Below are 20748 nucleotides of genomic sequence, written 5' to 3' on the forward strand. Positions count from 1 at the left end.
GCCGCACGCCGCGACACAAGCACTGTCGCGCTGCGACTCTCCGCGCGCTGCCGAAACCGGCAACTCAGCCCGACATCCACGAAGAGGTCCCCACATGTCGTACGTCATCGACCTGGCAGCCGAGCGCCGCGAGATCACCTACCCCGACGGCATCCCCGTCCGGTTCACCGAGAAGCTGGACCTGTACTTTCCGGCCGAACTCCCGGCCGACGCGCTCGACCCGATCCTGTCCGACGAGCTGGACCTGGTCGGCCTGATCGGCGACATCTTCAACTCGACCGACGGCGACAGCGACGCCGGCGTTGCGGAGATCGTCGCCGCGCTCTTCCGGCGCCCGACGCTCCCGCGCAAGTTCCTGGGAGCGGTCCGCGAGACCTACAGGATCCTCCTGGACGCCCAGCTCGAGGGCCAGCACCATGCGTTCCTCGCCGCCAAGCCGTCCCTGTCGGACTACGTGCGCCTGACGACCGGCCTGGCGAAGGTCTACGGGGTGGAACTGGGAAAGCTCTTCAAGTCGCCCGCCTCCTCCGAGAGCGATGGAGCGACGTCGAATCCGACCTCTCCCGCTACCACGGAATCGACGCCCGACGCGTCTGGCTTCGTCCCGGACAACCCGGATTCCTTGGGCTACGGCGGTTGATCGTCCTCCTCGACGGCCTGCCTGACGACTCCAGGGTCCGCTCCGCCCCCACCGCGGGCTGGACCCAGCAGCTCGAGCTCATGGCACTGCTCATCGAGGAGGTCGGGCTCCTGGCCTCCGACAGGCGGCGCGAGGAGCCGCTCACCATCGTTCGCCCGTCGCGACCCGACACCGCCGCGGGCCGCAGCCCTGGCTTGCCGGACCGGACGCAGACGAGCGTCGTCGAGGACCAGACGCCCTGCATGACCGGCCACCGGCAGATGCTCGCGGCCGCCCTACAGAGAGGAATGGTTCGTGGCTGAGGGCCTGCAGGCCGGCCGCCTCGAGGTGCCGGTCGTGGCTGACCTCGCGGGGTTCGCGGGGAAGCTGCGCACAGCCGTCGAGACGGCCGCCGAGGGCGTGGCCGCCAAGATCAAGGTCGAGGTCGACAGCAAGGGGCTGCGTAGACGGCTCAAGGACGTCGTCAAGGAGGCGTCCAAGGGCGTCACCGCGAAGATCCGCGTCGAGATCGACGAGGACCGATTCCGCGTGTCCCTCGACGACGTCCGGCGCCGCATCGACGAGGCCGACCTGAACATCCCCGTCCGACCACGCGAGGAAGGCGATGCCCGCGGCGGAGGGATTCGCGACTGGATCCGCCGGATCATCGAGGGTGGCCAGGACGAAGCCGACCGGAACCCGATCGACATCCCTGTCGCGCCCCGCCTTCCCGGCCGGGGACGCGGCGGGCTGCGGATGCTCGGGATCGGCGCGCTCGTCTCCCTGGCGCAACCGGCCGTTGCCCTCCTGGGCCAGTACGCCGCCGGGCTTACCGCGCTCGTGTCCGCGGCTGCGCCCGCAGTTGGTGTGCTCGGCGCGATTCCCGGGCTGATCGCCTCGGCGGGCGCGGCTGCGATCGGTACCAAGGTGGCATTCGCCGGCTTCGGGGACGCGCTCAAGGAGTCGCTCAAGGCCCAAGGACAGATGGCTGCGGCCGGCAAGCTCACGGAGGCGCAGCAGGCGAAGCTCGACAGCAGCCTCCAGAACCTGTCCGCCTCCGCGCAGAAGTCGGTCAAGACCATCGTGGGCCTGTCCGGCGCGTGGAAGACCATGCGGCAGTCGGTCCAAGAGCGCTTCTTCTCCCGGATCGCGGACGACATCAAACCCGTGTCGGACTCGATCCTCCCGCTCTTGCGGGACTCTCTCGGCAGCGCCGCCGACCAGATGGGCCGTGCGGCAGAGCGCGGCTCCCAGTTCCTGCGCTCCGGCATCTTCCGCCGCGACTTCAAGACGATCGCGGGCACCAACTCACGGGTGCTGAGCAGCATGACCGGCTCGCTCGGCAACCTCGGCCGCGCCAGTCTCGACTTCCTCGTCGCCTCCGGCCCGTTCGTCGAGCGGGTCGGCAAGGCGACCGAACGCGCCACCCAGTGGGTCCGTGCGTCCGTTGCCGCCGGCCGCGAGACCGGTTCCCTCGCCAAGTTTCTTGACCACGCCGGGGACAAGGCCGCGCAGCTCGGCCGCGCGACCGGCGGCCTGATCCGCGGGCTCGGTGGCGTCGGCCGGGCAGCCATGGACACCGGCAACGCTCTCCTCGACGGCCTCGAGGGCAGCATGTTGCGCTTCGACAGGTGGGCGAACTCGGGCGCGGGACAGAAGGCGATGAAGCAGTTCTTCGCCGACGCGGCCCCCGCCTTCCACGAGGTCAACCTCCTGTTCGGCGACATGATGCGAGGCCTGGGCCGTGCCATGAAGGACGGCGGAATCACCGACCTGGTCCGGCAGATCCGGGTCGAATTGATGCCCGCCCTCGGCGCCTTCTTCGACGCGATCGGCCAGAGCGTCGGACCTGCGGTCATCAGCGTCATCTCCAACCTCGCCGAGGCCATCGCCGGCGTCTCCGAGGCAGGGGTGGGCCTCGGCCTGCTCCTCACCGCCTTCGGTGGTCTGGTCAGCGTCTTCAACACGCTGATGACGGCGATCCCCGGCGCCAACACGGCGCTCGCCGTCTTTCTCGGCCTGATGCTCACGCTCAAGGTCGTCTCGGCAGTCACGGGCATGTTCCGCGGCTTCGCAATCCAGGTTGCCGCCGCCAGGACGTCGCTGGGCAACATGAGCAACACGCTCCGCGGGATCGGGCCGGGGCAGCTCGGCCCGCAGATCTCGCTGTGGGGCCAGATGCGCAACGCCTACCAGGGCGCAGCCACCGAAGCCGGCCGGCTGGGCGGGGCGATGCGCGGCATCGGCGCGGCGAACCGCGTGGCGTCAACTGCTCTGGGTGGCATGACGGCGGCGCTCGGCGGCCCGCTGGGCATCGCCATTGCCGCCATCACCATCGGACTCGGCTACCTCGCCTCCCGGCAGGAGGCCGCAGCCCGCGCGGCACAGGCACACAAGGACCGGGTGGAGGCACTGTCAGATGCCCTGACGGCGTCCGGCGGCGCGATCGACGCCAACGTCCGGGCCAAGGCCGCGATGCTTCTGCAGGGCACGGAGCTCGAGGACGGCGAGGGCCGACTCGTCGACGTCATGGCGAAGGCCGGCATCGAACTGGGCGATCTGACGAACGCCTACCTCAAGCAGGGCAAGACCCTGGGGGACCTGGAGAAGGAGCTCCAAGCCACCGCCGATGCGCACTGGACCTATGAGACCCTGGGCCGATCGACGGTCTACACCCTGGACGCTCAGGGCAAGGCCGCCAAGGCCGCCAAGGACGCTCTCGCCACGGTTCGCGGTGAGCTGGAGGGAAGCCAGAAGCGCAACGAGGAAATCAGCAAGGCGGTGAACGACGCCGGGACCAAGGGCGTCAGCGCCTACGACCGGCTGTCGGCCGCAGTTCAGACGTACAGCAACAAGACGAAGAGCGCCGATGAGCGGACCGAGGCGCTCAAGAGGGCGCTGGACGCCCTGAGCGGCGGCTCGGACTCCGTGCACGACGCAACCGCCCGCCTCAACCAGCAGCTCCTCGACATCGACGACACGATGAAGTCGGCGAGCCAGAAGACCGGCGGCTGGGGCAAGGCGCTGGTCACCAGCAACGGCGAGGTCAACACGGCCACCCGCAATGGCCAGACCCTCAATCAACAGCTCAACCAGCTCAAGGACTCGGCTCTCGGGCTCACGGTCCGGTATCAGGAGGCTGCCGAGCAGGGCCTCATGCCGATGTCGGAGGCCATGGAGCAGAGCCAGGGCGCGATGAACCGGACCCGGACGAAGGCTCTCGAGCTTGCGGCCGCGTTCAACATCCCCAAGGCGGAGGCCGAGAAGCTCGTCAACGAGCTGGGACTTGTTCCCTCCACGGTCACCACGATCATGACGACGGGCGGCGTCCCGAAGGCGACCGCCGAGTTCCTCGCCCTGCGTACCCAGCTCATGGACCTGGAGCGGGGCAGGGCGATCCGGATCACGGCGCCGACCCCCGAGGTCACTGCTCAGCTCCAGACGATCGGCTTCAACGTCCAGCGCATCCCGGGCACGAAGGACGTCGAGATCTCAGCGCGCACCGACGCGGCCCGCGGGAACCTCCAGGCCCTGACCGCCGACATAGCGGCCGCGCCGGACCGCAAGTCGGTCACGGTTGAAGCGATCGTGAAGCAGGCTGCCGGCGACCTCAAGGGCATCCGCGACAAGGTCGCGGACATGAAGGGCAAGTCGATCGAGGTCAAGGCTCCGACACAGGTCGCGCAGAAGGCCCTCCAGGACCTCGGCTACAAGATCGAGAAGGTGGACAAGGGCGGGAAGACCGTCAGGATCACGGTGCCGACACAGGATCCCGTCGGGAACGTGCAGACGATCCAGAGCAGGATCAACAACCTGACCGGCCGGACGGTCCACGTCACCGTGCAGTACCACTCCGTCGGCAAGCCTTCGGTGATCGAGAAGGCGGACGGCGGCATCGTCAAGTTCGCCGACGGCGGCTTCCACGGTGCGGCCTCCAAGATCCGGGCCTTCGCCAATGGTGGTCTTCACGGGGCGGCCAGCCGCATCCGGGCGTTCGCCTCCGGCACGGAGAAGCACATCGCGCAGATCGCTAAGGCGGGGGAGATGCGGCTGTGGGCGGAGCCCGAGACCTATCCCGGGGAGGCCTACATCCCTTTGGCGCCCTCCAAGCGCCGCCGCTCCGAGGAGATCCTGGACACCGTGGCCGACTTCTTCGGCGGCACGGTCGTCTACCCGGGCCGGGACTTGCGGCAGTTCGCCGACGGGGCGCTGCGGCTCCAGCAGAACGCCACCAGGGCGAGTGCCCCGCGCCGCATGCCCGCCCCGCCCAATCCGGCGCCCTCGCTGGTGGGCGGCGATCTCAACCTGAACATGGCCACCGGCTCGGCAGGCGACGCAATCGGCGACGCCATGTTCGAGCTCCGACGCATCAAACTGGGAGGGGCGTATGCCTCCGGCTGAGGGCGAGTGGAGACTCTGGCACAGCAGCTACCGCATGTTCGCCGGCACCGACTTCACCTTCGGGACCGTCCGTACGGGCGTCTACCTGCTCGAGCCGTATGAGATCACCCTCGGGGACTCCGACGTGGGCGACATGGCGCTCCCACGCAACGACGGCATCCGCTTCGGCCGGGACCGCCGTGCGGCCAACAAGATCACGTTCGAGCTCGGCGTCGACTCCGTCGGCTCGGGGAGCACACGCCTGGCCCGGCACGCCGCCAACCTGTCGAAGCTCAGCCAGTTCGCGCAGGCCTGGGACGCCGAGGCTTTGCGGCTCCAGTACGGGCACTCAGCCACCCTGTCGACGACGCAGGGCGGCCGCTCCCGCCGCTTCTACGGCCGCCCCCGCCGATGGGCGGCGGCCGGCTCGCGGCTGACCCATCAGGGCTACACCCCGGTCGTGGCCGAGTTTCAGTGCGTCGATGACACCGCGTACGACGACGTCGAGCAGGTCGAGCGGGTGCCGCTGCGATGGGCGGTGAAGCCCGGCGGCATCGGAGGCCCCATCCGAGGGCCGATCTGGTCGCCAGGAGGGATCCGGAACCCGGCCTGGTGGCCGGCACCGACGGGCCCCGGGTCCCCGCCGGTGCACCTGCCGGGTCACGTCGTCAACCGCGGGACCAAGCCCACGTGGCCGGTGATCACGATCTACGGCCAGATCACCACCCCCGTGGTCAAGCTCGAAGGCCGCTGGACGCTCACTCTGGACCTGTCCCTCAAGGCGGGAGAGGCCGTCACCATCGACACCCGGCCCTGGATCGCGACCGTCACCAGGGGCAGTGCGTCGGTGGCCGGCCTGATCCGCCGCGGTTCTCCCCGGCTGGACCAGATGCGTATGCCGCCCGGCAACTGCGTCTTCGACCTCGACGGCAAGGGCGCCCCGAACGCCTACATGACGGTGGCCTGGCGGGACGCCTTCTCGTACCTGTAGCCGCCCGGCCGCTGCGCCGCGACGCAAGGTGGCCCGCTGAGCCACCCTGCGCCCTTCCGACAGATCGACCGACGAAGGAGTGCAGGATGTGGGACGGGGTTCCGTGGTACGTGGAGGGCGGTGCACTGCACTCCGAAGCCACCTTGCGGCTCCTCGCGTTTGCCGCGTTCGGGAGCAACGAAGGCGTGGTCGGCTCGAAGGACCTGACCGTACGCGCGCTGGCGCAGCCCGACGCGAGCGTGCAGGTACTCCCAGGAGCGTGCGCGGTCCTCAACCGGGCCGAGGGGGCGTCGTACCAGGCATACGCCGGTCGGCTGCCGGTCCCCGACACGATCCCGATCGCGTCGACCGGCAGCCAGCCGCGCAGTGACCTGGTCATCGCCCGCGTGGAGAACCCGTTCCCGCCCGGGGAGGCGTGGGCGTTGCCGACCGACGTCGAGGCGGGCCCGTACATCTTCACGCGGGTCATTTCCGGAGTGCCGCCGACGACAGTGGCGCGCGACCTCGCGACGCTGGCGCCGCGGGACTCGGCAATCGTCCTGGCCCGCATCGACCTCCCCCCGGGAACCACCGCGGTGACGCAGGAAATGATCAAGGACCTTCGGTCGATCGCGAACCCGCGCCATGAGCGAATCCAGAAGACCGCGACGCTCAGCGCGGCAACCCTGCTCGGCTACTCGGACGGCTCCTGGCAGAACTGGCCCGGCGAGGTGACGAGCTGGAACCTGGACATCCCGCGGTGGGCCACGCACGCCAAGGTGCAGGTGACCCTGGCCGGGGTCCGGATGGCCGGCGGCGCCGTGGCCGGCTCGATGCACCTGATCCTCGGCACCGCGCCCGGGGCGCCGATCCCCATCGGCGACGACCAGAGCGCCGCCGTCCGGCGCCGCACGGTGGTGCTCTCGACCGAGTTCCCCATCGCCGACGAACTGCGGTCCACGACCCAGGCCCTGACGGTGCAGACCAAGATCGCTGCGGCTGGCGGGGACGTCCAGGTGGACACCCTCACGTGGATCACCCTCGACATCGAGTTCTCCGAGGCCCCCGACATCGAGGGGGCGTGAGGTGCAGGACTGGCGATTCATCGCACAGCGCGCCCTGCCTGAGACCATCCTCGACTGGGAGGTGCCCCTGTCCCTGACGTCGAACCCGCGCAGGGAGCTGTGCGGGGCCGGGTCGATGACGGGGGTGATCGAGCCGGAGTACCAGCGCATGATCGGCTCCGACGGCAAGCCAATCCTCCAGGAATGGGGAACAAAGCTGTACCTGGAGATCGCCGGACAGATCCGGTGGGGCGGGATCGTCACCAAGACGTCGTTCGACGGCGGGAAGGCCACGATCCAGTGCGAGGGCTTCACGTCGTACGCGCACGGCATCCCGTATGAGGACTACCTGATCTCCGGCCCACTGATCACACCGAAAGACCCATATGCCGGAAAAGACAAGAACCATGATGGGTGGATCGACGGTAAGAAGGGCAAGCAGAGAACCCCGAAGCCGCCAAAGCCGTACGGCGGCACGCGCTACGACGTCCTGCACGTCTACCGGCTGATCTGGCAGCACATCCAGACCCGCTCGTACGGCAACATCGGCCTGACCTTCGACACCCACCCCCTCGGCGAGCTTCTGGGCGCAAAAGACGGCAGCGACCCCTGGGAACTGGCGTGGTGGGACAACCCCGACTGTGGACAGGTCCTCGACACCCTGACGCGCACCACCCCCTTCGACTGGGTCGAGACCCACGCCTGGGCCGCCGGCACCGGCAACAAGATCAACCACCGGGTCCGCCTCGGCAGGCCGCGCCTGGGCCGCCGACGCACCGACCTGCGCTTCGCCGACGGCGAGAACATCATCGCCATCGCCAAGCCGGAAGGGATGGGAGACGAGTACGCCAACGACGTCGTCGTCCTCGGCAAGGGCCAGGGTCGCAAGATGGCCCGAGCGCAGGTCCACGCCTACGACGGACGGATGCGCCGCGTTGCGACGGTGACGGACAAGACCCTCTCCTCCTCCGCCTCGCTCGCCAATCGCGGCCGCGCCGAACTCGCGGGCCGCACCCGACAGCTCCAGATCCCGCAGATCCAGATCATCGACCACCCCAACGCCCGATTCGGGTCCTGGATGCTCGGCGACGACATCCGCGTCCAGGTCGAGGTCCCATGGGTCGGCGTCGTCGACGTCTGGCACCGGATCATCGCCGACGAGGTCAGCCCTGACGGCGTCCTGACCCTCCACCTGCGCCGCTCCGACGCCTTCCACTACTGACCGTTCCGGCAGCGGGCGACACTAGCGTCGGCGGTCCTCACCATCCCCGTCATGGTGAGGATTCTGGAGACAGCGACAGGGGCCCAGGCGCTCGCCCGCACACTGCACGAGCACGAACTGCGCCTGCGGGCCATCGAACGCAGCGGGCAGGCATCGCACACGTCCATCGACGGCGGTGCGATCGACATCTACGACGAGCAGGGCCAGCTCAAGGGGTCGGTAGGCGTGCAGCCCGACGGCGGCGTCGCCCTGGTCCCGGTCAACACCGACCCGCCGCCGACCCCGATGCCGCCCACCGTCGAGCCGGTCCTCGCTGGTCTCGTCATCGGCTGGGACGGCACCTGGGACGACGCCGACGCCACCCCCACAGACTTCGCCCTGGTCCAGGTACACGTCGGCCCGGCGGCGGACTTCACCCCGGACCTGTCCACGCACGTCGCCACGATCACGGCGCAGCTCGGCGGCACGGTCACCGTCGCCATCGAGGGCTACAGCCCGGTGTGGGCCCGTCTCGTCGCCCAGAACACCGCGCAGATCACAGGCATGCCCTCGGGCGCCGTGCAGGGCGCGCCGCGCCAGGCCGTCGGCCAGGACCTGATCGACGGGATCATCTCGGAGGTCAAGCTCGCCACCGATGCGGTCACCGCCGCGAAGATCGCCCTTGGCGCCGTCACCGAGGACGCCATCGCCAACAACGCCGTCACCGCGGGGAAGATCCTGGCGGGGTCGGTCACCACCGCCCACCTGACCGCCCTCGCGGTGACTGCGGAGAAGATCGCCGCGCTCGCCATCACCAGCGAGAAGATCGCCGCGCTCGCCATCACCGCGGACAAACTCGCCGTCAACTCCGTCACCGCAACGAAGATCGCCGCCGGGGCTATCGACGCCACCCACATCAAGGCCGGCTCGCTCACGGCCGAGAAGCTCGCCCTCGGCGTCGACGGCAACGTCATCCCCGACCCCAGCTTCGAGGGACCCATCTCAGCCCAGCGCGTCGCCTACCTGCCGGACTGGATCATCGTCAACACCGGCAACAGCACCCCTCGCTCGGTGTGCACCGACCTCATCGTGGACCCCAACCCCGGCAAGACGCTGCTCCTGGCCGAGCTGCCCGCAGTCCCCGGCCAAAAGTTCTGGTTCGCCGCCGACTACCTGGTCCCCGCGAACAGCAATGTCGAGAGCATCACCATGTGGGTCGAATGGCGAGACCAGAACGGCAACTACGTGGAGGACTCCCGGCTCCAACTCACCGGCACCGGGGTCGTGAAGGGCGGGTGGCAGCGGATGTCCGGGGTTCCGGACAAGCCCGCGGCTCCGAACACCACCAGGGCGTTCATCTTCATCGGCGGGGTGGTACGCGCCGGCTCCCTCTCCTTCGACAACGTCGCCGCCCGGGTGGTCCTCGCCTCCGGCTTCGCCGGGGCCAGGGCCGAGCTTTCTCCCCGCGGCCTGCAGCTCTACGACAACGACGGAAGCGAAGCCGTCGCCCTGGTGACGGGCCGCCCCAACTACCTCACACTGTCCAGCAACGGCATACCGGTGGCCACCATCGACCAGATGGGTAACGCCGGATTCGGCGACCTCGCCGTCGCTGGCAACCTTGAAGTCGGCGGCGACTCCCTGACCAAGATCCTGAACGCCCTCCCCCGTGGCCTCGTCGCCGTCGACTACATGGCCACGGCTGTCACCGCAGGCTCCACCGAGTACGGATACATCGAGCTCGCGTTCGAGGCCGAGGCCGCCCGCATGTACCGCGTTGTCTTCGACTGCTACGCCGACCCTGATGTGTCCGGCGGCGAAATCGTCGTCGTCCTGCGCGACGGAGGAGCCTCCACCCCCTCGATCAGCTCCCTCCAAATCCAGTCCATGGTCCGCCCCCTGTCCGGAGCTGGCTGGAACCGCGTCCGCCTGGAGACCGTGCGATCCGGCTACGCCTTCGGCGCCGGACTGCACCGCCTTCTCATCAGCTTCTACGCATCGGCAGGGCCTGCCGGCCAGACCGTCCGCATGCTCGGCGGCCCTGGCTACCCGGGCCTCTTCTACATCGAAGACATCGGCCCCTACCTGCCCGAGACCGGCGTCTACAACACCGGCGGCGGCACAGCCACGCCGCCCAAGCGGACGTACACGAAGATCTACCAAGCCTCCTGGTCCGGCTCCTACGCCAACCGGTCCGGCTACAACAGCTACTACGGCAATCAGATGCTCCAGGGCTACGTGTCCTCCACGAACGGCATGCAGGCCTCGCTCGTCGGTTTTCCGGCAGCGCTCTCCACCGACCTCGCGGGCGCCACGATCAACAAGGCCGAGATCTACCTGTACTTCGAGCACTGGTACAACAACGCCGGCGGCACCGCCGTCATCAAGGCCCACAAGCACGCGGCCAGGCCCGCCACGTTCTCCTGCGACGCCGAAGCGAAGTCCGTCACCTGGGCCCGTAACCAGGGCAAGTGGGTCGACATCACGAGCGTCTTCGATTCGACGCTCTGGCGCGGCATCGCGCTCGACCCCAACAACTCGTCCGCCACTTACTACGGGCGCGCCCGTGGCGTCGGCGAGACCTACCCCCCACAGCTCAAGGTCACGTACACCAAGTAACAGGAGGCTCCACCATGCCCGTATCCATGCTCATCGACGAACACGATCGGCTCATGCGCAACGCGACCTTCGCCGCCCGCGTACGCGTCGCGTTCGGACGTGTCGCCCGCGAAGTCCTCGCAGAGACCCCCAGCACCGTCGGCTACCCGCTGCGCTTCGCGCTCGCCCGCGGCACCCTCAACCCCTCCGACTTCACCGGCTCCGGCTACGCCCCTGCCATCGCCACCGACCCCGTCATCTCTGCGGCGGCCGCCGACGGCCACGTCGACGGCCAGCCCGACAGCGCCCAGGCCGCCATCACCGACCAGCAGCTCCTCGACGCCGTGCGCCGCAACTGGAACCCGATCGCCGGAGTCGTCGACCAGGCCACCGAAACGTAGAGCGCACGCCGCGACAGAAGCCGGCCGGTCGTGCACCGTACGGCGATGCGGGGAGCTGCGGCCTGCGGGCCCGGCTCCCGCGCATCCCTACTGACGACGATGGCTGAGGAGGCGCTCGTGGAGTGGCTCGTCTCTCTGGCGCCTGTTCTCAACCCCGTGCTCGGCCTGTTGGGCGTTTTGGGCGGCGGCTGGATGGTGCACCGCCAGAGCAAGCGGAAGAACGACACCGATGCGAAGACGGCGGACGCCACCACGTTCGCCACGTCCGTGGAGACCGTAACGACCGCCTTCACGCAGCTTCTCGAGCAGCAGCGCGAGACAAACGCGGCGACCCTCGAGCGGGTGACCACGCTGGAGAACCGCGTCGAGCGCCTGGAGGAGGAGCAACGGCAGTGGCGGCGCTGGAAGGCCGCGGCCGTCGACTACATCCACCACCTGCGGGGGCTTCTGGCCAAACTCACCGAGCGGCCGGCCCCGCCCCCGCCGTCGGAGATCGCCGAGGACCTCGGCGACAGCGCCCCCTGAGCCAGCGCGCGACGCAAGACTCCGCCCACCCGCACAGTCCGCCCGTCACGCATCCCCGCATGAAGGGCAACCCCCATGTCTCAGACCCTCAACTCCCTCGCCACCGGGCTCCAGGTCGGCGCCGTGCTCCCGCTACTCACCGCGGTCGTGCAGCGCCCGAACTGGTCGGCCCGGTACAAGCGGATCGTCGCCGTCTTCGCCTCCCTCGTCGCCGGCACCGCGGCCGTGGCGGCGGACGGCGGATGGTCCCAATTCCAGCAGGGCAAGCTCACCACCGTCACCGTCCTCGGGGTCCTGGTGGCCGCCCAGACGAGCTACGACCTCCTGTGGAAGCCGTCCAAGCTCGCCCCGGTGATCGAGGCCGCGACGTCCAGGAAGACGCCCCAGCGGGCCGAATAGAGCTGCCACCGCCCGGCCGACACCCAGCCGGCGGGTAACATCAGCAGCGAGGTGGCCGTACCGCTACCGCGAAGACGCGTTTGAGACGTCGGCCAGGTTGTTTCGGGGCGATTCCTTTCCCCCGTGGTCCGACCTGACCACAGGACGTCGACCAACCGGGTGCGTGTAGAGCTCTCGGGGCCAGGGAGCGGATGCTCCTGCGACGATCTGGCACACGCTCTTCGCGACCGTACGGTCACCTCGCTGTTTCAGCAGCCGATCACCGAGTCCCGAGAGCACGGGCTCACCCCGAGCGGAGGAACACACGCCCATGGCCACCGATGCGAAGCGGATCGCAGCCGAGGTAGAGCGGCTGGCCACCATGGCGGAGGAGCGGTTCGTCAAGACGCTGGTCCACTACGTCATGGGCGGCACCGATCCTCGGTGCCCCCGAGACGTCCAGGGAGCAGCGTTCCTCTCACCGGACCTGGCCCCCGAGACCCTCACCGGGCTGGAGACAGCACTCCGCCAGGCGAAGGCGTTCAACCCCAAGCGCGAGGACGAGAGCAAGCGCGACCAGCAGGCGCGCATCGCACCGTGGCGCGAGCGCATCAGGGCCGCGATGGCGCCGGTGCAGGATGTCATCGACGACCAGGCCCACGCGTACATGAAGACGCTCGCCGCCCTCGACGACGCTGCCCTTGAAGAGCGGTGGAGGGACTACGTTCTCGACGAGCCGGCCGCCGACGGCACTCCGCACCGCATCGTCGCCCTCGGATTCCGCTCACCGAGAGTAGCGGCCAGGGCTCAGCGAATCTGCCGCATCATGACCGAGGACCCGATCCGCTTCATGCACCCGGCGCCCGCCGGCGAGAGCGGCAACGCCTTGGCCGCGCGCATCGAGTCGTTCCGCGAGCGCGTGACCGCCGAGAGCCAGTTCCTCCGCTACGCCGCCCAGTACGCGGAGGCGCGCCAGGGCCGGATGCCGGCCGAGCCGAACCACCGACTGCAGGCGCTCAAGCTCCTCGGGCAGGCCCATCCCGAGGAGCTGCTCGTACTCCTGCGCCAGGTCCGGGGCGAGGACCGCGTGGCCGTTCAGGAGGCGCGCCAGGAGCGCCGAGACATCCGGCGCGCGGCTCGGACCGGCGGCGCGCCATAGGCCGCGCGCTCGACCAATCATCCACTTCTCAGGGCGCGCCCATCTGGGCGCGCCCTTGGTCATTCTCAGAGCGCGCCACCCCGGCCGCGCGCCGTGCCCGCTCAGCCTCCGATCCGCGCGTGCACTCCGCGCTCAGCGAGGCCGCGCCGCGCCTCCGCCCGCCACGCGCTCGACGCCTGACCGCGCCGTTCCGAGGCCCGCGCGGCGCGATCCGTCCCTCGCGCGAGGGCGGCGCGCCTCGATCAGGCGCAAGGCGCGCCGCCATAAACCCAGAGGTCAGGGGCGCGCGCCGTGCGCGCGCCTGGTTGGGACCAGGGCGCGCGCCTCTCTCGGCGCGGGCGCGCTGCCCCGCCGATCCAGGCGCGCGCTGTCACATTGCCGGCGGCGCGGGGCACGGCGCGGCCCTGCGCGCGCTCCTGACTGGCGCGCGCCTCAGCGCGTGAGAGCAGGCGCGCCGGGCCACGGCGCGCAGCGCGCTCCGGAGGCGCGCGGGTCGGCGCGGAGGCAGGCGCGCCCGCTGTCGGCGCGGCCGCAAGGAACGCGCGCGGATCGGCGCGCGAGACTGCAGCGCGGTGGGGGCGCGCCTCGTCGGGCGTGGCAGGGCGCGGGCGCGCCTTCGCAAGATGAGGTGAGGTGATGGGGGGGGGAGAGGCGGACCACGCCGCGGGCGCGCCCAGGAACGGTCCGGGCGCGCGTCACGTCACTTCGTCACTGCGGGATCGAAATGAGCGGCGAACTTCCTAGCGATCTGCGGGTCAGGCAGCGGAGCGTTCCGGTAGACGTCGGCGAGCTCCTGCTCACCGTCACTCTCAAGCTGGGCGATCAGACGGGGCCGGTTCTCCTCCACGTACTGCTTGAGCTCCATCATCGACGGCTCTCCGCTCCCGGAAATCGGCCGCAGATAGTCACCCTCGGTGAGGAACTGCAGTCGCGCTTGGACCTTCACCTCGTCGCGCAGGGCCTTGAGCGCAACGGCCGCTCCCCGAGTCACACGAGTGCGAGCCGGGGGCGTGGGGCGGTCCTGCGGCTCCTCCGCCTGGGAGGTCTCCTCCGGGACCTCGTCCGTCGGCGGCGGCTCCTCGGCCTCAGGGTCCGGAGGCGGTGGCGCCGAGCCCTCGGCGAGCGGCTCCTCCACGGCGCGCTCCTGGGCCGGCTTCGGCTCCGGCCCCGACGGACCTGCAGCAGCCTCGGCAGCGGCAGCGTTCCCGGCCGGGTTGTCCTGGCCCGTAGGCTCTCCCCGCGGCGGCCTGTTGTGCTCGCTGCCGGTGCTCTTCGTGCGGCCGGACGACGGGCCGGACTCAGCGCGCTTCTCCGCCTGAGCATCGTGGTGGACGATCGCGCGGGTGATCAGGTCGTCGGCGTTCAGCTCTCCGAAGAGCTTCGTCTTGGTCGGAACGGTCCTCAGGATCCGCTTCCCCCACTCCTCGCGGAGCTCTATCAGACGCTGCTTCGGGTCGGTCTCGTCCTGGAGGGCCTTGTGGACCAGCCCCATGATCTGCTTGCTGGACAGCACCGCCGGGGGCGCGGCCGGCTGCGAGGAGGGCGGCTGTCCGGCCTGCTGGTGCCGGGCCTGCATGACGGCCTCGGGCCTCAGCTCGGTGACGGCGCGCGTGCTGACGGCATCCTGGTAGCCGAGGCGCCGCAGGAGGTCGTCCAGGCCGTCGTAGCGGTAGATCCACCCGGGCTTGATCTCCCAGTGCTGCGGAGCGCTGTGCGCACCTGTGATGTACGCCTCGCCCAGCGTCTTGAACTCGACGATGGCGTCGACGGCGGAGCGGATGTTCTTCTCGGCCTTGATACGTCGGCTGGTGTGCGCGGTCGGCTTGTCGTTCTCGAATGCGGTGACGGTCTCCTGGCGGGCGATGAGCAGGGTGGGCCCGTTGTGCTGCCGCAGCAGCCACAACATCTCTCCCCACCGGTCCTTCGCCTGGATCCAGAGGTCGCGCTCATCGTCGACGGGCTCGTCATCAAGGCGGAGTCCCCTGCGCTCGGCGCGCCGCCGGCTGACGAACGAGACCTCGTCGCTCAGGAGGTCCCACACGGAGGAGATGTCATCGATGACGAGCATGTTGCGCTTTCCGTCAGCGTCGGACGGCTGGGCGATCGCGGCACGGAGGGCGTCGAGGATGTCGTCGAACGATCCGTCGTGCGGGACGATCTCATAGCGCGCGCCCGCGAGCCGGCCGTACTGGTCGGCGGTGCCGGACACTCCCCCGACCTGGATCCAGTACGACGTGGCGATCAGGTCAGAGCCGGTCCCTGCTGCGGCCTCCCAGCTCTTGCCGGTGAACTCCGGCCCGGCGAACAGAATGATGGGCGGGTTGGGGAGGCCGCTCGGCGTACGGAAGTTGCGCGCGCGTTGAGGCGCAATGGTGCCAGGCATATGCGGTGTTCCCTTGCTTCGTGGTTCCCCGGGTGCTCTCCCGCGGAGGATGCAACGGCGGAGGCCTTAACCTCTCGCCGTTCCCTTTGGTGTACTACTCTACCCGCCTAGCGTGGGGCAGATCAAAGCCTGTGGAGCAGATCCGCGACAGGAGTCGGCAGTTCCGGGTCCTGGTCCTCGCGGTGACGGGCGTACCAGTCGTCCAGTGCCTCGTGCCCCTCGGCCGCCGCCTCGAGCGCGGCCTCCGGCGTCGCGCCCCACTCGGCGACGTCCTCGCCGAACTCCTGCTCCACCGTGGCCGCGTCTCGTCGGCCGAGTGCCTCGGTGATCTCCTCCCAGCCGGCGCCGCCCAGAGCCTCGGCGAGGGTGACGAGGTCGACGATCTGATTGGCCAGCTCCCGCAGGCGGCGGGCCTCCCGGATGCGCTCCGTCGGGCTGGCGGGCTGGGCGGTGGATGCGACGGCGAGCCGGGCGAGGTCGGACAGGTCGCGGGCGGCGCGGGCGGTGGCGATCCGGGCCAGGATCTCCGGTGTCATGAAGAGGGTCCGATCATGCGGGCGGCGGGCACCCCGTAGTGGGGGCCCGCCGCTTCGGTACGGGTAGAGGCAGGATGCCTTACGCGTCGACCGGCGTCCTCGCCTGGGCGAAGGCCCCGAAGACGGCGTCGGGCGTGGCAGGCTGTGGGAGCTGAATGCCCCAGGCCGCAGCAACCTCCTTGATGACGCGGGCACGGACCTTGCGGCCGTTGCCCTCGCTCTGGCCGAGGGTCTCCGCGATGGCGGCGCCGGTCAGAGGCCCGTCGAACGCGTCCCGGTGGCCTCCCTCGAGGACCATCTCGATGACGACCCGCAGATCCTCCTCGGTGCTCCACTCGGGGACCTCGAACGGCTCGGTCTCCTTGACCGGGGCCGGTTCGGGGGCGGGCACGGTCGCGCTGACGGCGCGCGGCCGCGGCGCCGCCGCGGGGACAGCGGCCGCGGGTACGGCGGGGGCGGGGACAGCGGCCGCAGGGACGGCGGGGGTGGGGGTGGGGACAGCGGCCGCGGGTACGGCGGGGTCAGGGACCGTCTCGACGGTGACCGCGAACACCCCAGTCGGCTCGATGCCCGCAGCCCGGAGTCCTTCCGGGATCGACTCATCCAGCGGCACGCCGACCCGGGCCAGACGGAGCGGCATCAGCGCCTCCACCGGAGCCTTGCGCCTCCAGGCCCGACCGAACCGGCTCCGCAGCAGGGCCTCGTAGGCGAGACGCTTCTGCTCGAGGCCGAGGACCTCGTCGTAGGACGTGAGCTCCCACAGCTTCATGCGGCGCCACAGGAGGAAGGTGGTCGTGGGAGCGAGGAACCAGCGGGCCCACCGGACCTTGTCCATCTGCCGGCGGCGCCCGGTGGCGGCGCCGATGCGTACGGCGTAGATGTGCGCGGCGATTTCGGAGACAGCGACCCACAGCAAGGCCATGGCGCCGTGCGCGACCTTCGACCACAGGGAATTACCGGACGCGACGTTCAGGGCGCAGGTGACCAGGCTCAGCACCCAGGGGACGAGCCGCGCCCACCACAAGGGCATGCCCGTGCGGATCAGGAAGAGGTACGCCCCGGTGAACACGGGGATGGCCGTGTCGATGGAGGTGGGCAGCACCCAGGGGTCGGTGAAGCCCCACACCGCAGCCTTGGCGGACACCGCGTCGAACGAAGCGTAGAAACCCAGGCCGCCGACGGCCGCGCCGCCGAACGCGGTCGCGGCGGCACCGTACTTCTCCCAGCGGGTGAGGGGAGGGACGCCGGAGTTGCCGGGCATCTTGGGCTCGATGTCGTCGGGGGTGCGACGGGTCAACAACTTCAAGGCCGGTCCTTTCGTTCGGGTCACGCCCCGGCCGGCTTATGCTCTTGGCCACCCGGGTCGACCAAACGATATAGCGTCCTCCGCCTCGTGTGCCTATATCGAACGCTCACGCCCCATCAGTAAGCAGCACATACCGGCCTTTTCGGGTGTATGGTCACCAGTCGAGCGGCTCCGCGGGCTTTCGGCGGTCGGGGCCGAGGATCTTCGCAACGTGCGCCGAAGACTCAAGCCGGGACAGCAGCCGCTCCCCCAGGATGTCGACGACACCCATGGCCTGACTTCCGGGCTGTCGGCGGCTGCGAAGGTTCGTGGTGTACGCCGTCGGCCGTCCGGCTGAGATGCGGGAGTCGATCAGGTCGATGGTCTCCTTGCGGGCGAACTCCGTAGCCGTGACGTCCATCTCGCCGCACAGCTCGTCGAGGACCAGGAGGTCGCACTCGACGAAACGCTTGCGGACCTCCCACGCCTTCAAATTGTGTGGAGCAGAGTCCGGGCGACGCCACGTCAGGTACGTTGCATGCTTCAAGAACAGGACGGACAGCCCCCGCTCGGCCGCCTCGTTCCCGAGCGCGCTCACCCCGGCCGTCTTTCCGCTCCCGATGTTCCCCGGAATGATCATGTTCAGGACTTCGGGTCGTGCGCCGGCCCTCTTGGCCTCCACCAGCGAGTCGAGCCAGTTCTCCAGCGTCTTCGGCTTCTGGTTCTGGTCGAGGTGGTTGAAGCGGAACGCCAAGTACTCATCGTGGGCGGCGTCCCGCATGCTGTTCTGCCAGGCGTTCCGTCGTGCGCGAGCTTGCGGCACTGCCACGTCCTCCCAGAGTCCGTCCTCGGGCGCCGGCTGGGCCGGTACTCCGAGCTTCGACATGTCGGCCCCGTTGGCCTCCAGCACCTTGTAGAGGTGCATGTTCATCACGGCCGAGAGGGGGTTCAAGCCGCGCTCCGAGGGAGCGGTGGCCAGTTGGACGTCGGCCGATGCACGGACCTGAATCTCAGTGCTGCGCGACGCCAGGCTCTCGACTGCGAAGGTGCTGTTCGACACCGGATCTCCTTACGGCCGGGCGATGACACCGAAGGTGGCGTCGTCGCTGTCGTCGGATGCGTCGGCCGCGGGGGTGCTCGCGGGGGCGCTCGACTGCTCCCCCCAGGCGGCGGCGTCGCTGTACGGCGTGCGGCCGTTCGGCTGGCTCGGGACGATGTGATTTGACGCGATGCCCAGCGCCTTCTGCCACTGCTGGGGACTCGGCAGGTGCTGACGAGCGTTCTGCAGAGCGGAGGCGCACTGCTTCTGCGTGTACCCGGCCTCGAGCGCCCTGCGGACCATGGCGCGCATCGCGAGGTAGCCGTTGGTCTTACCGACGAACGCGCCGAGGTGCGTCTTGGCGTGTTCCCACCACCACTTCGCCACCTCCTCGGCGGCAGCGTCCAGGCGGGTCTTCTCCTCCTCCTTCTGCTGCGCGGCCTGGGCCTTCTCCGCGTCGTCGGCAGCCTTCTGCGCACTGGTGCGGCGCGGGCGGCGGGCCTTCTTCGGCGCCGCGGCCGCCGTGTCCTTCACGGCGGCGGGGGCCAGTGCCTCCCCGGAGGGGTGCTCCTCCTCCGGCTCGGGTTCCGCCGGCGGCTCCTCACCGAGGTCGAGGTCGGGCTCGAAGCCGTCGCTGCCATACGTGCCGTCCGGGTACTCCACCAGGAACGAGCCGTCCGGCTGCTCGACTACGGGGACGGCAGGATTCGACTTGGTGCTGAAAATCTCGTGGTCCTTGACCCACTGCTCCACGGGCTGCTCGGAGACCGCGGTGCCCATGACGAACTTGCCGTCGAGGAGTCGCCGCCGCTCCATCCGGTAGTAGCCGAGGGAAGCGAGCTTGTTCAGGACCTTACGGATGGCCTCGCGCCCTTCGCGGCCCTCTCCCTTGGAGAGCTGGTCGGAGCGGACCTGCCACCCTTCCTTCTGGTCGAGGAGGTAGACGAGCACGCCGAGCTCGCGGTAGCTCAGGCGCACGTCGCGGACGGTCCTGGATCCGACGTGAACGTAGGGGGGCCGGTTGACACGAACCGCGGTGGGGCTGGACAGGCGGCTCATGCGGAGACCTCGCTGGTGTAGTCGGCCAGGCAGAACGAAGTGCGGTGCGTGGGGTGGCCCTCGCGGCGTATGTAGCTGCGCTCCCGTTCCACGACGCCCGCGGAGACCAGCTCGGCCAGGGCGCTGCGGACCTCGTGGGACGTCAGGTCGAGGCCAGCGCAGAGCGCGGCGACCTCGACCCACTCGCCTTCGGTGTGGTTGACCCTGAGCTGGAAATGAATGCGGTGCGCGCGGTCGGACAGCCGCGGGCGGGTGGTGGTGCTGGTGGTCATCGTGCTGGCCCCTGTGGAGTGGGGCCCGGCCGCCGGGGGCCGGGCCCGTGCGGTCTCGTTACGCCTTGCTCGCGCCGGGCTGCTGGCCCGGCAGCAACTCGGGCGTCGCCCGCAGAAGCTCGTTGAGCGCCCCGCTCTGGTAGGCGGCGAGGAGGACCTCTTTGCCGATGTTCCGCCCGTGGAGCTTCTTCCACGTCCAGGTGACCGTGCCGGTGGGGGTCCCGCCCGGCACGAACTTGATCCCCGGGATCTCCTCGCCGGTGCCGGAGTTGTAGATCTTCCCGTCGGGGCCGAGGACGGCGGCCTTGAGGACCGCAGACTCGAACGATTCACGGCGCCGGACGACGATCTCGATCTCGCCCTTGGACTCCGCGTAGCGGTCGAACACAGCCTCGTCGTCAACCACGAACCTGTCGCTGGTCTTGTTGACCCTGTAGCGGCCGACCTCGCCGCCGCCCGGGACGATGACCGTCAGGTCCGAGCGCTGCTCTTCCACGAAGCCCTTGATCAGGGGACTCTTCGCCGCGTCAACCTTCGGCGTGATGACGTCCTTCTGGTGTTCCTGCATCGCGCGGGCGAGCACGGACACGAGCGCCAGGTCCGTGAGCTTGACCTCGGCGGTCTCCTCGACCGTGGCGTCGTCAGTGACGTCGTTCGACATCTGAGTTCCTCTCCTTCCCCGGACGCCGCGGCCCAGGGATTTCGGTCCTCCCGGGGCTGGGCATCTCGGGGCGTCATGTAGAGGTACGTCGCGCGCCGAAATTTGTTACACCTAGCCGCAGGTAGCTGGGTTGCTCTCCCAACTGACTCGAACAGTACACCAAGGGGAACGATGCGCAAGCACGCGACGTAAGCCGCGTGTCCGCCTACGTTCCTCGC

18 protein-coding genes are annotated in these 20748 nt (G+C 69.6%); 11 read left to right on the forward strand and 7 right to left on the reverse strand.

Going from position 1 to position 20748, the window contains the following annotated elements; genetic code table 11:
• The first annotated feature begins 94 nt into the window (after window positions 1–94).
• From ABTY59_RS31755 to ABTY59_RS31805, 11 genes are all read left to right on the forward strand, one after another.
• The gene (locus ABTY59_RS31755; RefSeq protein ID WP_352022541.1) at window positions 95–640 is read left to right on the forward strand and encodes a hypothetical protein; all 546 of its coding nucleotides are present in this window, start codon (window positions 95–97) and stop codon (window positions 638–640) included.
• On the forward strand, window positions 637–942 hold the full coding sequence (locus ABTY59_RS31760) for a hypothetical protein (RefSeq protein WP_352022542.1): 306 nt from the start codon (window positions 637–639) through the stop codon (window positions 940–942). Before ABTY59_RS31755 ends, ABTY59_RS31760 begins: the two co-directional genes overlap by 4 nt.
• The gene (locus ABTY59_RS31765; RefSeq protein ID WP_352022543.1) at window positions 935–5020 is read left to right on the forward strand and encodes a hypothetical protein; all 4086 of its coding nucleotides are present in this window, start codon (window positions 935–937) and stop codon (window positions 5018–5020) included. Before ABTY59_RS31760 ends, ABTY59_RS31765 begins: the two co-directional genes overlap by 8 nt.
• Entirely contained in the window at window positions 5007–5990 is a 984-nt protein-coding gene (locus tag ABTY59_RS31770; protein WP_352022544.1) for a hypothetical protein, read from the forward strand. The genes ABTY59_RS31765 and ABTY59_RS31770 overlap by 14 nt, the downstream gene beginning before the upstream one ends.
• A gap of 86 nt (window positions 5991–6076) precedes the next feature.
• Complete coding sequence (locus ABTY59_RS31775) at window positions 6077–7054, forward strand: hypothetical protein (RefSeq protein WP_352022545.1); 978 nt, start codon at window positions 6077–6079, stop codon at window positions 7052–7054.
• Window position 7055: 1 nt separating this feature from the next.
• Window positions 7056–8255, forward strand: coding sequence for a hypothetical protein (locus ABTY59_RS31780; RefSeq protein ID WP_352022546.1), 1200 nt, complete (start codon window positions 7056–7058; stop codon window positions 8253–8255).
• A gap of 51 nt (window positions 8256–8306) precedes the next feature.
• Complete coding sequence (locus ABTY59_RS31785; protein WP_352022547.1) at window positions 8307–10853, forward strand: hypothetical protein; 2547 nt, start codon at window positions 8307–8309, stop codon at window positions 10851–10853.
• A 14-nt stretch (window positions 10854–10867) separates the two neighbouring features.
• Window positions 10868–11233 (forward strand): hypothetical protein, encoded by a 366-nt coding sequence (locus tag ABTY59_RS31790; RefSeq protein WP_352022548.1) that lies wholly within the window; start codon window positions 10868–10870, stop codon window positions 11231–11233.
• Between the two features lie 117 nt (window positions 11234–11350).
• On the forward strand, window positions 11351–11758 hold the full coding sequence (locus tag ABTY59_RS31795; protein ID WP_352022549.1) for a hypothetical protein: 408 nt from the start codon (window positions 11351–11353) through the stop codon (window positions 11756–11758).
• Between the two features lie 75 nt (window positions 11759–11833).
• A complete protein-coding gene (locus ABTY59_RS31800; protein WP_352022550.1) occupies window positions 11834–12157 on the forward strand; it encodes a hypothetical protein in 324 nt (107 codons plus the stop codon).
• Window positions 12158–12467: 310 nt separating this feature from the next.
• The gene (locus tag ABTY59_RS31805; RefSeq protein ID WP_352022551.1) at window positions 12468–13295 is read left to right on the forward strand and encodes a hypothetical protein; all 828 of its coding nucleotides are present in this window, start codon (window positions 12468–12470) and stop codon (window positions 13293–13295) included.
• A gap of 700 nt (window positions 13296–13995) precedes the next feature.
• Here the strand turns inward: ABTY59_RS31805 and ABTY59_RS31810 are convergent.
• The 7 genes from ABTY59_RS31810 to ABTY59_RS31840 all read right to left on the reverse strand — a co-directional run bounded on the left by ABTY59_RS31810 (window position 13996) and on the right by ABTY59_RS31840 (window position 20530).
• Complete coding sequence (locus tag ABTY59_RS31810) at window positions 13996–15678, reverse strand: hypothetical protein (RefSeq protein ID WP_352022552.1); 1683 nt, start codon at window positions 15676–15678, stop codon at window positions 13996–13998.
• A gap of 122 nt (window positions 15679–15800) precedes the next feature.
• Window positions 15801–16214, reverse strand: a complete 414-nt coding sequence (locus ABTY59_RS31815) for a hypothetical protein (protein ID WP_352022553.1) — start codon at window positions 16212–16214, stop codon at window positions 15801–15803.
• A 79-nt stretch (window positions 16215–16293) separates the two neighbouring features.
• A complete protein-coding gene (locus ABTY59_RS31820; protein ID WP_352022554.1) occupies window positions 16294–17520 on the reverse strand; it encodes a DUF2637 domain-containing protein in 1227 nt (408 codons plus the stop codon).
• 154 nt (window positions 17521–17674) lie between these two features.
• Window positions 17675–18559: an ATP-binding protein gene (locus tag ABTY59_RS31825; protein WP_352022555.1), complete on the reverse strand. Its 885-nt coding sequence runs from the start codon at window positions 18557–18559 to the stop codon at window positions 17675–17677.
• Window positions 18560–18568: 9 nt separating this feature from the next.
• Window positions 18569–19516, reverse strand: a complete 948-nt coding sequence (locus ABTY59_RS31830; RefSeq protein WP_352022556.1) for a hypothetical protein — start codon at window positions 19514–19516, stop codon at window positions 18569–18571.
• Window positions 19517–19593: 77 nt separating this feature from the next.
• Window positions 19594–19869, reverse strand: a complete 276-nt coding sequence (locus ABTY59_RS31835; RefSeq protein WP_352022557.1) for a hypothetical protein — start codon at window positions 19867–19869, stop codon at window positions 19594–19596.
• 58 nt (window positions 19870–19927) lie between these two features.
• Window positions 19928–20530 (reverse strand): hypothetical protein, encoded by a 603-nt coding sequence (locus ABTY59_RS31840; RefSeq protein WP_352022558.1) that lies wholly within the window; start codon window positions 20528–20530, stop codon window positions 19928–19930.
• Window positions 20531–20748 lie beyond the last annotated feature (218 nt).

It is taken from the genome of Streptomyces sp. NPDC096079, from assembly GCF_040303145.1.
Classification (GTDB): domain Bacteria; phylum Actinomycetota; class Actinomycetes; order Streptomycetales; family Streptomycetaceae; genus Streptomyces.

Coding starts and splice junctions, on each gene's coding strand:
- ABTY59_RS31755 (WP_352022541.1), top strand. CDS start 95: ATGTCGTACGTCATCGACCTGGCAGCCGAGCGCCGCGAGATCACCTAC.
- ABTY59_RS31810 (WP_352022552.1), bottom strand. CDS start 15,678: ATGCCTGGCACCATTGCGCCTCAACGCGCGCGCAACTTCCGTACGCCG.
- ABTY59_RS31770 (WP_352022544.1), top strand. CDS start 5,007: ATGCCTCCGGCTGAGGGCGAGTGGAGACTCTGGCACAGCAGCTACCGC.
- ABTY59_RS31775 (WP_352022545.1), top strand. CDS start 6,077: ATGTGGGACGGGGTTCCGTGGTACGTGGAGGGCGGTGCACTGCACTCC.
- ABTY59_RS31785 (WP_352022547.1), top strand. CDS start 8,307: ATGGTGAGGATTCTGGAGACAGCGACAGGGGCCCAGGCGCTCGCCCGC.
- ABTY59_RS31840 (WP_352022558.1), bottom strand. CDS start 20,530: ATGTCGAACGACGTCACTGACGACGCCACGGTCGAGGAGACCGCCGAG.
- ABTY59_RS31815 (WP_352022553.1), bottom strand. CDS start 16,214: ATGACACCGGAGATCCTGGCCCGGATCGCCACCGCCCGCGCCGCCCGC.
- ABTY59_RS31800 (WP_352022550.1), top strand. CDS start 11,834: ATGTCTCAGACCCTCAACTCCCTCGCCACCGGGCTCCAGGTCGGCGCC.
- ABTY59_RS31835 (WP_352022557.1), bottom strand. CDS start 19,869: ATGACCACCAGCACCACCACCCGCCCGCGGCTGTCCGACCGCGCGCAC.
- ABTY59_RS31805 (WP_352022551.1), top strand. CDS start 12,468: ATGGCCACCGATGCGAAGCGGATCGCAGCCGAGGTAGAGCGGCTGGCC.
- ABTY59_RS31790 (WP_352022548.1), top strand. CDS start 10,868: ATGCCCGTATCCATGCTCATCGACGAACACGATCGGCTCATGCGCAAC.